The organism is Pirellulimonas nuda, assembly GCF_007750855.1.
Classification (GTDB): domain Bacteria; phylum Planctomycetota; class Planctomycetia; order Pirellulales; family Lacipirellulaceae; genus Pirellulimonas; species Pirellulimonas nuda.
This window is the reverse complement of record NZ_CP036291.1, coordinates 2152043-2167215: the sequence shown is the minus strand read 5'-3', so window position 1 is coordinate 2167215 and position 15173 is coordinate 2152043. Positions and strand designations below refer to the sequence as shown.

Genomic DNA, 15173 nt, shown 5'->3' with positions numbered 1-15173 from the left:
GCGCCGACCAAGCGGCACAGGTCGTGGGATGAGAGAGGCTACTCCGCGGCTTGAACCGCCCTGACTTCTTCTGATCCTAAACGAAGGCTGCAAACCTGCCGATCCAATTAATCGGATTTCAACACCGAAAATCGAACACGGGCCGCAGGGGTCTCCGAACCCCGTTTGCGGGGCCCCGAGCCTACTCGTCGCGGAATCGCCGACGGTACTCGGTTGCCGTCACTCCCTCGTGCTTGCGAAACACCTCGCAAAAGTACTTGGGCTCCGAGAACCCTGCCTTGTCTGCGATCTTTGCCACGGAGAACTCCGTTTCACTTAGCAGCAGCCTGGCATGCGCCAACCGGATTCGAGTGATCTCGGACTTTATCGTGCGTCCGAGCAGCTTTTTCACGCGCCGCTCGAGGGTGCTGGGAGAGGTCTTCGTGCGGGCGATGATGTCGCTTACTCGGATCCCCGAGGTCGCGTTCTCACGGATATAGCGCACCGCCTCTGCGACATCCTGATCCTCGATGTGGAGCGCATCGGTTGAGCGCCGTGGGGCGATGCCCCGGGGCGGGCCCAGGAAAGTGACGCGCCGCGGTGGTTGATTTCCTGTCATCAACCCATGCAGCATCGCAGCGGCTTCGTAGCCAATTCTGCTTGGATTGACGTCGATGCTTGTCATCGTGGGGGTCGATAGATTACAGAGGTGCGGGTCGTTGTCGACGCTGATCACCGCCGCGGAGTCCGGCACCGACACACCGGCGCGTCGGCAGGCGTCAAGGACTTGCTGCCCACGATCGTCGTGGCAGGTCATGATCCCAACCGGCTTCGGCAGATCGCGTAGCCAAACGGCGATCTGCTGCTGCTGTTCTTCCCAGCTATGGGCGCGTAGCCGCTGCTGCTCGCCCAGCCACGTGCCGCAAGAGTAGCCGTCTTTCTCAACTTCGCTGACAAAGTAGTCGCAACGGCGATCCTGGTTGGGGTTCTCACCCCGAGGCGTGCCGCAGAAGGCAAAATTCCTCAGCCCCATGCTCTTCAGGTGCTCATAGGCGAGCTTGGAGACCGGCTCGTTGTCGACGCCGATGAACGGCAGGCCCACGTCTGGGAGCGCTCCGCGGACGTCGACCGCCGGTATGCCGGATGCGACAATGGTTTCGGCCATATCGCGGCTGTTGACGCGCGCCAGGATGCCGTCCCCCTTCCACCCCACCAACCACTCGGGGAGAGGATCGTCCAATCCGTGGGGCTCGAAGTAGATCGACCAAGGGCCGTGCTCTTGCTGGTAGCGCGCGACACCCCGCAGCAGCCCACGGGCGTACTCTCGTGAGGTTTCGATCAACAACGCGACGTGCGGTGTCTTAGGCATACGGGCCAATACGCTGCGTGCTTCGAAGGGAGTGCCGTGCTGCTGCCGGCGCCAAGAACGAAGGCGACCCTCGCGCGGCGAGCCGGCCCCGGCCGAGATGATCGCGGCCGGTCGCCCATTAACTTACGGCGTGACGCCGTCGGCTGCTACTGGAAAATCGGAACTCTATTCCGCAAAAACGGATTGAGGCGGTTGTCGCTCGTCGCTTATAGAATAAGTGAGGCGTGTCCTCTTCAGGATGATCGCCCGCTTCGCGTGCTTTTCGTACGGACTCTTCGCTGCGCCTCGGATCGTGCTCGGCGCGTCATTTCTAATCCTATCCCTATGCCCTTGCGCCTCCACATCTTGCTTCGATACGGGCTAGGAGTGACGTGTGTTTGCTGCGCCGACGGGGGCTTTGCCGCAGATAGCTCGTGGGTGTATCGCGGCGATTCTGGCCGGCTTGTGTACACGCCGGACGCTCAGGGCGACCGGGTGCCCGACTTTTCTGACGTGGGCTACCTGGGGGGCCGGTCGCCCGTGCCCACCGTGCAGACGGCGATAACTCTGTCTCCGGTCTCGGGAGATGATACCGCGAGCATCCAGGCAGCCATCGATCAGGTATCGGCGTTGCCGCTGGGGTCCGACGGCTTCCGCGGCGCCGTTCTACTGGGCGCCGGCGACTACGAAGTCTCTGGACAGCTCACGATCTCGGCCTCCGGCGTGGTCCTGCGTGGTTCTGAGAAAGACGCCAGCGGAACCGCACTGCACGCGACGCCCTCGGCGCCACCGCCGATCTGGCCGCGGACGGCAACAACAACCAGCTCGTCGACGCCGGAGACTACGAGATCTGGAGATCCGGTTACGCGTCGGCGGCCGCCGCAGCGGCGATGTCGACGGCTATTGCCGCGGTTCCCGAACCTACTGCTTCAATCCTAGCGGGCCTCACACTGTTCGCAACACTCACCCTTCGACGCCACAATCCACTGACAAGGAGTTCCTTCCATCATGAGTGATATCAAGCATCTTTCAATCTTGGGCCACGGCCTCGACCGTCGCGCATTCCTCGGCCGTTCGCTGGCAGCAGCAGCCGCGGTGGGGATGTCCGGAAGGCTGGTCGGCGCCGCGCCGGTTTCGGCCAAGCGGCCGCCGGTCTGTGCTTTCATCAAGTTCGTGCAATCGCTCAGTTACGACGACATGGCCGCCGGCATCGCCGAGATCGGCTTCGACGGCATCGAGTCTACCGTGCGCGAGGGCGGGCACGTCCAGCCGGAACGCGTCGAAGATGACCTTCCCAAGCAGCTCGAGGCGGTGAAGAAGCAGGGGATGGACATCACGATCATGTGCACCGACGTGCTGGGCCTCGATCAGCCGCTTACCGAGAAGGTGCTGCGGACGGGCGCCTCGCTCGGGATCAAGAAGTACCGCATGGGCTTCTATCGATACGACCCGAAGCGCGGGGTAATGGAGCAGCTCAGCGAGATCCGACCGCGCCTCAAGGAGCTGGCGGCCCTCAACCGAGAACTCGGCCTTGCCGCCGTCTACCAGAACCACTCGGGCGCCGACTTTGTCGGAGCTCCGATCTGGGACCTGCGGATGCTGCTCGAAGGGATCCCCACCAGCGAGGTTGGCTCGGCGTTCGACATCCGCCACGCCACGGTTGAGGCCGGATTGGCTTGGCCCTTAAACTACGACGTAATAAAGCCCCACATCGGCGCGGTGTTCGCCAAGGATTTCGTCTGGGACGGCAAGAAGGCCAAGCACGTGCCGCTGGGGCAGGGGAGGGTGGACCCGGAGTTCTTCACAATGCACTTGAACTCGGGGATCGACTGCCCCGTGTCCCTGCACGTGGAATACTTGGGCGAGGGGGACGCCCAAGAGAACATGGCGGCGTTGAAGCGCGACTACGGCGTCCTTTCCAAGTGGTTGAAGCGTTAGTTGACACGTCGTCGCGCACTTAGCGCGCGGACTACTTCAAGAAACTCGACACACGGCGGCAAGCAATGGAACTGAAGAACAAGCGCGCGCTGATTACCGGCGGCACCAAAGGTATCGGGGCGGCGATCGCCCTCGATTTTGCCCGACACGGCGCCAACGTGGTGATCAATGGCAGGAGCGAGGACGACGCGTCTCGTGATGTGCTTAGTGAGATCGAGGCGATGGGCGGCTACGGTCGGTTCATCGCGGCAGACATGGAGGACCCCAGCCAGATCGAGACCCTGGTCGAGCAGAGCGCCGCTGCGCTCGGGGGCCTCGACGTCCTGGTTCACAACGCCGGCGGACCCGCCCCTGGGCGGATCGACGAGATCGCCCCGGAGGACTGGATGCGTGCGTTCGACGTCCACGTCCACGCCGCGTACCACCTGTGCCGTTTTGGGCTGCCCCACCTGCGGCGTAACCCGGAGGGCGCCGTGCTGCTGGTCTCGTCGTCAGCCGGCATCCGCGGCTGCCCCGGGGCGGTCGTCTACGGCACGGTGAAAGGGGCGATTGCGCAGTTCACACGCATGCTCGCCCGCGACCTCGCGGACGACAACATCCGGGTCAACTGTGTCGCGCCCGGGATCATCCGCACCCGCTTTCACGAGCGGATGACCCCCGAGCAGCAGAAACACAACCTAGCCAACCGCATACCCCTGCACCGCGAGGGCAAGATCGAAGACGTGGCCCAGGTGGTCAACCTGCTGGCGACCAATGAGTTCATGACCGGCGAAACGGTTGTCGTCGACGGCGGCATGACGATGCAGATCGTTAGGTAAGCGTGCGATCGGTGCGCCCAGGCATGAAGGCGCCAGAAACCCTCCAGGAACTGCTAGAAACACGATGATCTCCCGAATCTTCCTCGCAGTTGTCGGCGTCGCCGTCGGCGACGCAGCGCCGGCCGCCTCGCCCCCGTCCGCCGTGCTCGACCTCAACGGCTGGAAGCTGACACTCCCGTACGACACAGAGCGAAAGGGGAATCCAGACGAGGTTGTGCACCCCGAGCTCGCGACGTTCGAAGACGAGAGCTGCTTTTTCACTGCTCCCTCGGGCGAGGCGGTGGTGTTTCGCGCCTCGTGCGACGGATCGGGCACCGTGAACTCGAAGTACCCCCGGTCAGAGCTACGCGAGATGAAACCAGGAGGAAAGGACGAGATCGGCTGGGGGACGGATGACGGCTCGTTGCACGTGATGGAACTCGACCTGGCGGTCACGCACACGCCGGACACCAAGCCGCACGTGGTGTGCGCCCAGATCCACGACGAGGACGACGACGTGATCATGGTGCGGATCGAGGGAGAGAAGACGCTCATCGAGCGGAAAGGAGACAGCGACCTGAAGGTCCGCTCCGACTACCAACTCGGCGATCGCTTCAAGCTCCGGATCGAGGCGGGCGGCGGCCGCGTGCGTGTGTTCTACAACGGCGAGCTCCAGATGGACTGGGCCGCGCTGAAGAAGGGCTGCTACTTCAAGGCGGGCTGCTACACGCAGTCCAATCGAGACCAAGAAGATTCGAGCGGATCCTATGGAGAGGTCGAGATCTATCGGATTCAGGTCACGCACGAACCCAACGGGGTCAGGTCGAAATCCGCCTTAGCGAACTGACCCGATCAACTCGGCGGCAGGAAAAGCACGACTGCCGCCGGGCGTCTCGAGAGTATGGCCTGGCGTTCTTGCTGGCGTTGCGTCTTCTCGTCCTAGTTCTTACCTCGGCTGCGTCAGGCGCGTTCGCCGTGCGCGACACGGCGCGCCGGTGGCGTCGCGCACCTTCCGTATCTAAGAGGCTGTCGTTGTGGCAAGCAGGTCCGTGGAAGATGAACGGCAATGGCTCGCAACGGCTCATCGCCAGGGGCCGTTGGCGGTGCTACGGGCGTACGTCGGCATGTCGGGCCCCGGTTGGCTGCAGAGCGCATTGACGCTGGGGGGCGGGTCGCTCGGCAGCAGCCTGTTCCTCGGAATCTTGGCCGGTACGAGCCTGCTGTGGCTCCAGCCGTTCGCGATGGCGATCGGCGTGGTGATGATGAGCGCCATCGCCTACGTGACGCTCTCCACCGGCGAGCGGCCGTTCCGCGCGATCAATCACCACATCAACCCGGTGCTCGGCTGGTCGTGGCTGGCGGCGACGCTGATGGCCAACATGGTTTGGTCGCTGCCGCAGTACTCGTTGTGCTTTGCGGTGTGCGAGCAGAACTTCTTCCCGCAGGTCTTCCTCGGCGACGGCCTGCTCGCCCCCGGGCCAGAGGGGAGTCACCTAGGCAAGTGGTTGGTCTCCGGCGTTGTGCTAGTGCTGTGCACGGTCGTTACCTGGAGTTACGGCAGCGGGCATTGGGGGGTCAAGCTCTACGACCTGGTGCTGAAGGTGGTGGTCGCCCTGATCGTGGTCTGCTTCATGGGCGTCGTGCTCCGGATGTCGCTGCTCGAGGGGGGGATCGACTGGGGCGGCGTCGCGGCGGGGCTGATCCCCAACCTCAGCCACTTCTGGGAGCCCGTGGCCACGCTGCAACCGCTTCTCGACCAAGTGACCGACCCCGGGGCGAGGCAGTACTGGCGCGAGCTGATCGTCAGCGAACAACGCGACGTGATGATCGCCGCGGGCGCCGCCGCGGTGGGGATCAACATGACGTTCTTGCTCCCCTACGTATTGCTCACCCGGGGCTGGGGCAGGGAGTTCCGCGGGCTGACCATCTTCGATCTTTCGACCGGCACGTTCATCCCGTTCGTGTTGGCCACGGGCTGCATCGTAATCGCGTCGGCTCAACAGTTTCACGGCCGGATGCCGGCGGGGTTTGTCGTCTCCGCGGGTCAGGTCGTGGCGCCGCCGAAGTTTGAAGGGGCGTACGCGGGGCTGCTCGAGGCGCGCGACGCCGCCGAGGCCGAGGGCCGCTTTAAGTTCGACGGCCCGCCCGGCCTGGGCGAACAGCAGATGGCCGCCACGCTGGTGCGCCGCGACACGTTCGACCTGGCGAACTCGCTGGAGCGGCTGTTCACAACAGGCAGCGGCACGGGGGGGAGGCTCCTGGCCAACGTCGTTTTCGGGGCAGGCGTGGTGGCGATGACCGTCTCGTCGATCTCTCTGATGATGCTGATCTCTGGGTTCGTGGTGTGCGAGATCCTCGACCGTCCCATCCAGGGGTGGACCTTCCGCCTGGGGTGCATGGTCTCCTCCGTCGGCATCTTCTGGCCGTTGCTGTGGGAGGGGGACGCCCGCGCCTGGTTGACGGTGGTTGCCGGGGTATACGGCGCCATGCTTTTGCCGATCGCGTACGTCACCTTCTTCGTCATGATGAACCGCCGCAGCATGCTGGGTGACGACACGCCTACAGGCGCCGCTCGCTGGGTCTGGAATATCTTGATGGGGCTCGCCGTGGCGGCCGCGACCGCGGCCGGCGTCTCCGCCATCGTCGACAAGGGAGGGTACCTCGGCCTGGGCTTCGTAGCGGCCTACGCCGCCCTGGTGCTGATCGTGCAGTTCACACGCGCGAAGCCCGCAGCCGCGACCCGCGGCGCGCCCGCCGCGTGACTCGCGGTCGGAGACGCTGGCGCCGCGTCTCAGATCAGCAGTCGATACACCGAAACCGACCCCGCCCCGGTCACAACGACAAACTCATCGGTCTGGCGGCCCGGCAGCACCGCGATCGGCCGGCCGGCGTCGTGCACGGTTGCGCCGCGGAGTGCGACCCGGCCGGCGCCCTTGGCGCGGTTGTTGAGCTGGTAGGCCTCGATCCGTTGGTCGTCGGCCGCTACCAAGAAGCCTCCTTGGCTTATCAGGAGCTTCGGGGAGCGCAGCGACTCGGCGCAAAGAACCACGGAACCGCCAAAACCAGGCCGCACGACCGCGGCGCCCGCATCGAGCGAAACGGCGATGTTCGGCGACGCGTAGGGGCCACCCCCCGCGAGGCCGACGATGCGGCGCTCGAACCGCTCGAGCGTTCTAGCTTCGTCCCCTTGCAAGTAGATTAGCGAATTGCCGACTCCGACGAAGACCCGGAGGCTGGTCGCGTGGATCGGAACCGGGATCGAAACATCTTGCCAATCAACGCCGCTGGGCAGGCGCAGCGAGCGCGTCGCCACCACCGCTCCCTCCCCATTCACACAGACCAGCACCGCGTCTGGTTCATTGCGTCCCTCGATCGACCATATCTGTCCCAGAGAGCCGACCGCGGCGCCCCACACCACGCCGTGCCCCTTGGGCGTCCCTGCCCACACACAGTCGGAGGGCGCCGCGTCGCAACCGGCAAAGACTTCCTTCATGGGCAGCGGCCCTGCGCCGATCGGCAGCAAATGGATGGGCGATTTTTCCCCAAGCATGACAAGCTCGGTGTCCATGGGGAGCGGGCGTTCCAACCATGCGTCGGTACGCCGCTCGACGTTGCCCCGTCCGTCGCATCGTGCGAAGACCAAGCCGTGGTCGATACCGGCGACAAAGATTGAGTCGCCGATCACTGCTGCTGCCTTCCAGACGTCCCCCAACCCTAGTTCGAACTGATGGACGCGTTCGATGCGCCCGGCCGTTGTCGGTGTGACGATGGCCTGACGCGCTAGGGGGGCCGGTCGGTACTGCTTGCGATTCTGCACGTACTGCCGGCCGTCGCGCGGCAGCAGCGGGTCGCCCGGGACGAGTCGAGCGAGCGTCGCCAGCAGCGAGTCGACCTCCGCGAGGGGCGCCAAACGCAGGCGGTTCGCGATGATCTGGCTTGAAACTTCTGCCGCATAGCCGCGGACGCCCCGATCGGCGTACCGCTCGAACACGTCGGCCAGGAGCCCAGCGACCTCGGCGTGGCGAGCTAGCTGCCGGGCGCACCGCGCCAACTCAGTGATGCGCTCGCGGGCCGAATCGTGTCGGCCGAGGCGGCCACGGAGGGCCAGCGCTGCCTGCACGCACGTCTTGGCCTGGAGGCCGGCGGGCCAGCCGCCGTCGAGCGTTGCGATCGCCCGGTCGGGCTCGCGGAGCTTCTCGTCGTAGATCCGCGCAGCCTCCAACCGCTGGTCCAGCAACAGGTGGGCGTCGGCCGCGGCGTGGTAGGCATCGCTCGCCGCGTCGTTCTGCTGGATGTGCCTGAACAAGTCGCCAACCTTCTCGTGTTGCTCGAGCGCCCGGTACGCATCGATCGCCTCGGCCCACAGCTCGCCTCGCTCTAGGCACTCGGCGGCGGCCTGGTCGTTCTTCAAGCGGTCGCGGTACAAAACGGCCGCCTCGCGGAAGCAGCGTCCTTGTTCGAGGGTAGACGCCGCTGCGTTGTAGTCCCCCAGCAGCTCGGCATAGATGTAGGCGGCCCGCCGGTACCGGCCGAGCCTTGCCTCGCGGGCGGCGAGTTCTCGGTACTTGGCGATGAGTTGTTGCTGGTAGTCGAAGGGGAGGTCCCAGACGTCCGCGGCGCCGCCGCCACGCATGCGCCCGAGGCTGAAGTCGGTGTTGTGCATGCCTAGGCGGGCGCCTGGCAGCGACCGCCCACGGTGCGCACCACCGCTGCCGTCGATGGGTAGGGCGTACTTTAAGCCCTGGTCGGGGTCGTTCTCCAATAACCCCAGCAGGCGGGCGACCTCCTTGTTGCGGGCCGCTTGGAGCGATTTCCGGAGCTGAGTGAGCCAGCGGTCCAGCGCTCCCCCCGTACCCCTCGAGCCCGCGCCGGATCGTGCGGGCGTCTGGTCACCGGAGTGGCGTTCGCTGCCCGCCGGGCGAACTAGGCCCGTCATCCCCCGCAGGGCCTTGGCGGCCGCGGAGAGCGCTGCGCCGATCGCCGCGCCGGAGGCGCCCAACAGCGACTCGTCCGGGGACTTGGGGAGCCTGGCCAAGTCGTCGCCGTGGTCGCCAATGCCGTCGCGTGCGTCGTCGAGCAATCCGTCCGCCGTCGGGGTCTGGTGCGGCAAGATCGCGACAATCATCGACGGGAACCCGACCCCGGGAACGGCCGACTCCCAGGCATCGCCGGTAGGCGCCGGCGGCCGGACCAGGGCGCCCAACGAGAAGACCTCGAGCGGCCCGGCCGCGGTGAGCCCGCGTCCCGGCGTCCATACATAGAGGTAGTCTTCCGCGAATAGCCCGGCCACATCGGCCAGCGGGACGGCCGGCCGCAGTTCGGCGTCGGTCGGCAGATAGAGATTCTCGCCGAGCCGGCCATAAGCAACGCAGCGGCCGCTCGGGCGGCAGTCGGAGTCGCTGGGGATCGCCAGAGCGCCCGCGAGAAGCAGACTGTCCTGCTCCCGGATCGCTATAATTCGGAGCGAGCGCTGATCCGTCCGCCAGGAAGCGATCTCTTCGATCCACTGCTGTGGCGACGCCCCGGGGATAAACCAGGCGGCCGTGTCCAAGCGCCCCGCTGCGCGGGGACGGATAGCAAGCTCAATCTGCGGCACGGATCGCCTCCACAAACCGGCCCACTGTTTCCTCGCACAGTTCGCGCCGCTGTGCCGCTCTCTGCAGATAGCCTTCGTCGTCGCGCAGGAAGTACTCACGGCCAAACTTCTGGCCATTGCTGCAGGCGCCAGTAAGCTCGCCCTCGGCCAGCACCAACGAGACCTCGGGGACGCTGGGATCGTGGTGGATCAGGTGCAGCAGGCCCCGCCGGTCGAGCTCGGCGCGGCAACTGTCGCCCCAGACGGCCGTGGCGAACTGAAGCGACCCGCGACGGCCGTTGGCGGACGTCTCGAAGGGACGCTCGCGGTTGAGGATCGCTCTACCCGGCAGCGGACAAAGGACGGCCATCGTCCCTTGGTAGTCGACCGCCAGCACCCCCTTGGCGGTCCGCAATGCCAGCCGACCCGACTCCGACAGCCCGATCGCTGCGAACCGCTTGCGGATCGGCGTCTGCCTTACAAGCGCCGCCACGCGTCCGTCCAGCGCGTCGCCGTAGTGCCTATCCACCTGCGCGTCGGGGCCGAGCCGGTACTGCAGCGCGACCGTCTCCCCCCGCCTGCCGATGGCCGTAACACTCGCGCACAGGCCGTCCGGCGAGACCCAGTTGACGTGGCACTGGTCGATCTTCTCAGGGAAGCGCAGGATCGTTTTGCCCGGCTGGGCGATGACTGAAATGGCGCCCTGCCTAGTTAAGGCGACCGGCCCCTCCATACCGACACCGTCCCAAATGTGGACCCATGGGTCCTCAGACGAGCCCGAATGCGGCAGCGGATCCAAGGTTGCGTTCTCGCCGTTGCTCGAGAGCGCGTGCCACTGCTTCGGGCCGTCGATGAAGAACCGGCCCGACTTCCACCGCAGCCCTCTTGGGACCGCGACCTCTCGCACTAGTTCGCCCGTCTCGGGGTGCAGCAGCCCCAATACCCCTCGGCCAACGCAGAAAAGCATCCCGTTGTGATAGGCGACCCCCTGCATCTTGGCGCACTGAAGCCCCGAGGCTCGCAGCGTCCTTTGAGCAATATCGAGCCGATAGAACCGCGGCCGCTCCTGGAGCCCGTAGATAAAGCTCGTCTTCCCCTGCACGCACTCGGCAGCCCCCCACCACAGCTTCCCCTTGCCCAGGTTGTCGGCGAGCTCGTCGGCGCCCTTGGTTGGTTCGGTCCAACGCAGCAGTCGGCCGTCCCCGCTGATCGAGAGCGCGCCCCAGCGATCGACCGACCAAGACCGCTGGGGGTCGACCGGCGCCGGCAAACGGAAAGGAAGCTTCTTTGTGCGCAGCACGGCCGGCAGCTCAGCATCGTCGATCCCCAGCGGCTTCGGGCCAACGCTTGCCCAGAGCGCGTCGAGGTCGATCTTCGCGCGGCGGATCAACTTCTCCCCCCGCGGCCAGCGCTCGGTTAGCCGGTACTCTCCGTCCCGGTTCACCGTCGCTACGTACAGCCGCTCGAGCTTCACGTCTCGCAATGCCCGTTCGAAAACGGGGTCGGCGAGCGCTTCCTCGGGGATCAGCACGATCGCCTCGGTCGCGGCGCCCGCTTCTTGGATCCGCTGCAAGAAAGCCGGCAGCGCCTCGGCAAGGTGGGGATCGGCCTCCACGACCGCGAGATGATCGGTCAGGCCCGTCTCGGTTGTGAGATCAACCTCCTGCAACCCTGCGCCCCGGCCCCGCCATACGGAGTGGGTCGCCCCCCGCGCGGCGGTCGCCAGCAGCGCCAGCGCCGCCGCCGCGATCATCACGCGCGGCGTCCCCCAAGCCCGAACGCCCGAGTCCACCAAGATCGCCCGCTGCACGCGCGGCGTGTCGGGGGGGACCTCCCGGTGCAAGTACATCGCTTCGTTCATCGCCACGCGCACCGCCAGGGTCAGCCCGTCTTGGGCCAACTCGCTCAGCAGCAACCGATCGGGCGTGCCTCGGTTGGCGATGTCGGAGAACCCCCCCGTCTCTTGCTGCTGGGGCGAGGAGAGCCGGCGCGGGAGGGTCGTGCCGGCGATCAACTGCTTGGCGGCCCGTGCGATGCCGCCGTGCTCCGGGGAGTCCAAGAGCTGCTCGATGAACTCGCGCGGAGTCCGGCTTGGAGTAAGGGTCTCGGGCGCCAGCTCGCCGGGGATGGGGCCCGGCAGGGCCAGCAGGCCGGTCTTCATCCGCAGCCGGACCGCGTCGGGGTGGACCCGCTCCAGGCCCGCCTCGAGTTGGTCCAGCACAACCAGCAGCCACTGCGGCCCGGCGCCGCAGGGCTTCCCCCACGTCGCCGATTCAATGAGCCCCATCAGCCCCGGACGAAGCGCGTCGGCGATTCTCGGGGCGTACTCCTTCGGGCACTCGCTCCGACTATCCTCGAAAACGAGCTCGGCAAGAGCGAGCTTGGCTTCGAGCGGAGTCCGCAGCGCCGGCTCAAGCCTCCGCAAGTGGTGCAGTCCGGCAAGCACGTGGTTGAGCTGCCGGTGGGCGAACACTTCGATGTCTTTGCCCTTGTCCGCACAGTAGAGTCGAAGCATCCCGATCAATTGACCCGCTTCGCTCCCATCGACGCCCCAGGCATCGCGCGTCGCGGCGAATAGCAGCAGCAGCGATCCGAACTTAGGCAACCCGCTCGGCGCCAGGCGCTCCAGCGCCGCGCTCAGCTCTTCGGCAAAGGCGATCGTTTTGCCGTCGCGCCAAGCAATCGTCCGGCCGTTGTCCCGCCACTGCCAGAAGCTGTGCTCGGGCTCTGCGAAGTATTCGCCGATGATCCGATCAAGGGCCGCCATCGGCTGCCGCCTCCATCAATCGGACCGCGGAACGCGATGCCCCGACAAAACGGTCGCCGCGGACCACGCTGCTGCCGCCAGCGCGCCAGAGGACCGCGACGTCCCCTTCTTCGAGCTCGAACGCCCCCTTCAGCACTGCCGCGTCGATCGCCGGCCGCCACGCGTAGCCAACCGGCGCCGCGACGCCATGATCCACGTGATAAAACTCGCCACGGATCGGCGGCAACGGTTCGCCCCGCACGATCACGCTTCGCTGGCCGGCAGCAAACTCAAGCCGCGCCAGCCGGGCCTGCGGCGCCGCAACCACGTAGTCAAGCCAATCCCCCCTCGACACAACCACCAGCGCCGCGGGCCGAGCCTCCCAGCAGCGGACAAGCGACAACTCGACGCGCGGCAACTCTGCCGCCGCGAAACGGGGCGTCGGCAACACAACCGTCAGCCACTCCCGCAGCGGCCGCCAGCCGAGCGTGGGCGCATAGCCTCGTGGGACCCTGGCGCCGTCGGGCAGCAGTTGGCCATCGCTCAGCAGTCCATACAACTTGCAGCCGAGGATCGCCCGCAGCTCCATGCGCAGCAGGGGATCGAGGGCAGGGCCGCGCAGCCACAATGTGTCCGCCGACTGGCCGCACACCTCGATCCCGGCCAACGGACGCAGCCGGCCCAGCCTGGCCGGCGAGCCAGGGGGCAGCGACGCGAGCCAGCCGGCCTTTAGGGTTGGGAGTCGATCGTTCGCCACAACTCATTCACCTTGTTCTCAAGGAAGCCGCGCTGCTGGGCGTCGGCGACCCACTGGCAACGCGCCGTCAGCAGCGTCATCCGGTCTCGAAGGACGCTCCGCTGGCCTTCGTCGGCTTGTTCGAGCGACGCACCAATCACCGCCAGGTCGTCGCTGAGTTGCTCGGCGTCGGGCGCCTCGGCCGCCAGCGAACGCGGATGAGCGGCCGCTCGCTGCTGGTCGTCTGCGTCTTCCAGCGCTTGGGCCACCAGCGAAGCGAGCACTTCTTGCTCGTCTTCGGAATCCCAGATGTATCGCAGCACCCACAGGTCGGTCAGGTTCGCTTCGAGCCGGCCGCACAGCAGCGCGCTGGCCGCCACCAGCCGCTGCAGCTTGACGGCGCGGCGGTCGGAGATGCCGATCCCCGCCCCACGCAGCCGCAGCACCAGCTCAACATACTTGCCCCGCAGCGCGTCGAACCCCACACGCGGGATCAAGCGGTGCAGGCCGCGCAAGTGGTCTGCGCTCACCCCCGCCCGCTGGCCGCTGGCCTCGTGGGGGTCGTCCAACCGCCAACCCGCGGCCAGCACTTCGGTCAGGTTCGCGTCGGGCACGTTATTGCACGCAACTCGGATCAAGAACCGATCGAACAACGCCCCCAGCGCCTCGTCCTCCGGCAGGTGGTTGCTGGCGCCGACTACCATCAGCGTCGGCAATGCCCGAGTCTCGCGGCCGCGGCGGAAGACCCGTTCGTTAAGCACCAACAGCAGGCTGTTGAGGATCGCGCTGTTGGCGTTCAGCAGCTCGTCCAGAAACACAAAGTCCGCTTCGGGCAGCATGCCGGTGGTGTTGGTCTCCAGCTCGCCATCACGGAGCTTGCGGATATCGAACGGGCCGAAGATCTCGTTCGGCTCGGTAAAGCGGGTCAGCAGGTAATCGAATACCTTGCCGTCGATCTGACGGGCGAGCGACTGAACCAGTGCGCTCTTGGCGGTCCCCGGCGGGCCGAGCATGAACAGGTTCTCGCGGGCCGCCAGGCAGAGGCCCATCAGGTCGACGATCTCGTCTTTGCCGACAAAGCGTTGCTTGAGCGGCTCGAGCACCTCCCCCCGCAACGCGTGCCCCAGCCGCTGCGTCGCCTGCTGGGGAGATTCGTGGCTTGCCGGCTCATTCATCGCGGGCCGTGGTGGCTATGGGTTGCTCGTTTCCGCTGAGGGCTTCGGCGATGGCCGGCGAGAGCTCGGGGTAGTCGCCGATGGCCGCCGCCGCTGCCCGCCGCACGGTCGCGTCGTTCAGGCGGCTGGCGTCTCCAGAAGCCAGGATCCGGTCGCTGTAAAGACGCAGGAGCGTCGGGGAGGTTCGCAGCGTCGACGCGTCGACGTCGCCGATCCCAGCGATCCCGACCGACGACAACGGCCAATCCCGGCCCCACTGCATCAACCGGCCCAGCAAAGGATCGTCGCTCGACGCACGCTTGGCCAGCTTGAGCAGGCTAGGCAGAAAGCGCATCGTCAGGTCGACCGAGTAGTGGGACGCGGCCCGCATGCGGTCGGGCAGGGGAGAGGGGGCCGCCCCATTGATCGCCGAGAGCTCGCTGTCCCGATGGATGGCGAGCGACGAAGCGAGGTAAAGCGACACAGCCGCCCAAAGGGCCGCCGCGGGGTCAAACCCCGGCGGATCGCCGGGCAGCTCGAGCCGATACTCCCGCTCAAACGCCTCAAGCCGTGTCGCCGCAGCCTGGAGGTCGAGCCTGTTGGCCGCCTGGGGCGGCCCAACCCGTACAGGCCGGCCGTTGAGAAGGTCGTCGACAAAAGGGGAGAGCATCGCTGAGGTTTGCCCGGCGGGTCGGTGAGCCAGCCAGTTTAACCAGCGACGCCGGCGGCGTCTGCCGCCGCGCGCACGGCGCCCCAAACCATGCCATCCGGTCTTCGCACGCAGCGTCGCAATGGCAAGAGAAATCGCCGGCGCGCCGAGCGCCGGGAGATCCAGCAGTCGGAACCGTCCGACAACACAGCAGCCCCGCGATCCCGTCAACTTCGCGGGCTAAACGTGGC

General features: G+C 66.5%; 10 protein-coding genes. 4 read left to right on the top strand and 6 right to left on the bottom strand.

Annotated elements, in window-relative coordinates:
- Window positions 1-181: 181 nt before the first annotated feature.
- On the bottom strand, window positions 182-1348 hold the full coding sequence (locus Pla175_RS08995) for an AraC family transcriptional regulator (RefSeq protein ID WP_145283361.1): 1167 nt from the start codon (window positions 1346-1348) through the stop codon (window positions 182-184).
- Between the two features lie 987 nt (window positions 1349-2335).
- On the opposite strand from Pla175_RS08995, the gene Pla175_RS08990 reads away from it, so the two are divergent.
- The 4 genes from Pla175_RS08990 to Pla175_RS08975 all read left to right on the top strand — a co-directional run bounded on the left by Pla175_RS08990 (window position 2336) and on the right by Pla175_RS08975 (window position 6824).
- Entirely contained in the window at window positions 2336-3265 is a 930-nt protein-coding gene (locus Pla175_RS08990) for a sugar phosphate isomerase/epimerase family protein (protein WP_145283358.1), read from the top strand.
- 65 nt (window positions 3266-3330) lie between these two features.
- Window positions 3331-4083, top strand: a complete 753-nt coding sequence (locus Pla175_RS08985; RefSeq protein WP_145283355.1) for an SDR family NAD(P)-dependent oxidoreductase — start codon at window positions 3331-3333, stop codon at window positions 4081-4083.
- A 64-nt stretch (window positions 4084-4147) separates the two neighbouring features.
- Window positions 4148-4909, top strand: a complete 762-nt coding sequence (locus Pla175_RS08980; protein WP_145283353.1) for a polysaccharide lyase family 7 protein — start codon at window positions 4148-4150, stop codon at window positions 4907-4909.
- 202 nt (window positions 4910-5111) lie between these two features.
- A complete protein-coding gene (locus Pla175_RS08975) occupies window positions 5112-6824 on the top strand; it encodes a divalent metal cation transporter (protein ID WP_231954281.1) in 1713 nt (570 codons plus the stop codon).
- A 29-nt stretch (window positions 6825-6853) separates the two neighbouring features.
- Here Pla175_RS08975 and Pla175_RS08970 read toward each other — a convergent pair whose 3' ends face one another.
- The 5 genes from Pla175_RS08970 to Pla175_RS08950 are packed head-to-tail and all read right to left on the bottom strand — an operon-like array spanning window position 6854 to window position 14943.
- The gene (locus Pla175_RS08970; protein WP_197527367.1) at window positions 6854-9658 is read right to left on the bottom strand and encodes a hypothetical protein; all 2805 of its coding nucleotides are present in this window, start codon (window positions 9656-9658) and stop codon (window positions 6854-6856) included.
- The gene (locus tag Pla175_RS08965) at window positions 9645-12404 is read right to left on the bottom strand and encodes a hypothetical protein (RefSeq protein ID WP_145283347.1); all 2760 of its coding nucleotides are present in this window, start codon (window positions 12402-12404) and stop codon (window positions 9645-9647) included. Before Pla175_RS08965 ends, Pla175_RS08970 begins: the two co-directional genes overlap by 14 nt.
- Window positions 12391-13140, bottom strand: a complete 750-nt coding sequence (locus tag Pla175_RS08960) for a hypothetical protein (protein ID WP_145283345.1) — start codon at window positions 13138-13140, stop codon at window positions 12391-12393. Before Pla175_RS08960 ends, Pla175_RS08965 begins: the two co-directional genes overlap by 14 nt.
- Complete coding sequence (locus tag Pla175_RS08955; protein WP_145283343.1) at window positions 13113-14294, bottom strand: AAA family ATPase; 1182 nt, start codon at window positions 14292-14294, stop codon at window positions 13113-13115. Before Pla175_RS08955 ends, Pla175_RS08960 begins: the two co-directional genes overlap by 28 nt.
- Complete coding sequence (locus Pla175_RS08950; RefSeq protein WP_145283340.1) at window positions 14287-14943, bottom strand: hypothetical protein; 657 nt, start codon at window positions 14941-14943, stop codon at window positions 14287-14289. Before Pla175_RS08950 ends, Pla175_RS08955 begins: the two co-directional genes overlap by 8 nt.
- Window positions 14944-15173 lie beyond the last annotated feature (230 nt).

What these genes read in the sequence shown, in the direction of transcription:
- Pla175_RS08995 (WP_145283361.1), bottom strand. Translation starts at nt 1,348, where the DNA reads ATGCCTAAGACACCGCACGTCGCGTTGTTGATCGAAACCTCACGAGAG.
- Pla175_RS08990 (WP_145283358.1), top strand. Translation starts at nt 2,336, where the DNA reads ATGAGTGATATCAAGCATCTTTCAATCTTGGGCCACGGCCTCGACCGT.
- Pla175_RS08985 (WP_145283355.1), top strand. Translation starts at nt 3,331, where the DNA reads ATGGAACTGAAGAACAAGCGCGCGCTGATTACCGGCGGCACCAAAGGT.
- Pla175_RS08980 (WP_145283353.1), top strand. Translation starts at nt 4,148, where the DNA reads ATGATCTCCCGAATCTTCCTCGCAGTTGTCGGCGTCGCCGTCGGCGAC.
- Pla175_RS08965 (WP_145283347.1), bottom strand. Translation starts at nt 12,404, where the DNA reads ATGGCGGCCCTTGATCGGATCATCGGCGAATACTTCGCAGAGCCCGAG.
- Pla175_RS08955 (WP_145283343.1), bottom strand. Translation starts at nt 14,294, where the DNA reads ATGAATGAGCCGGCAAGCCACGAATCTCCCCAGCAGGCGACGCAGCGG.
- Pla175_RS08950 (WP_145283340.1), bottom strand. Translation starts at nt 14,943, where the DNA reads ATGCTCTCCCCTTTTGTCGACGACCTTCTCAACGGCCGGCCTGTACGG.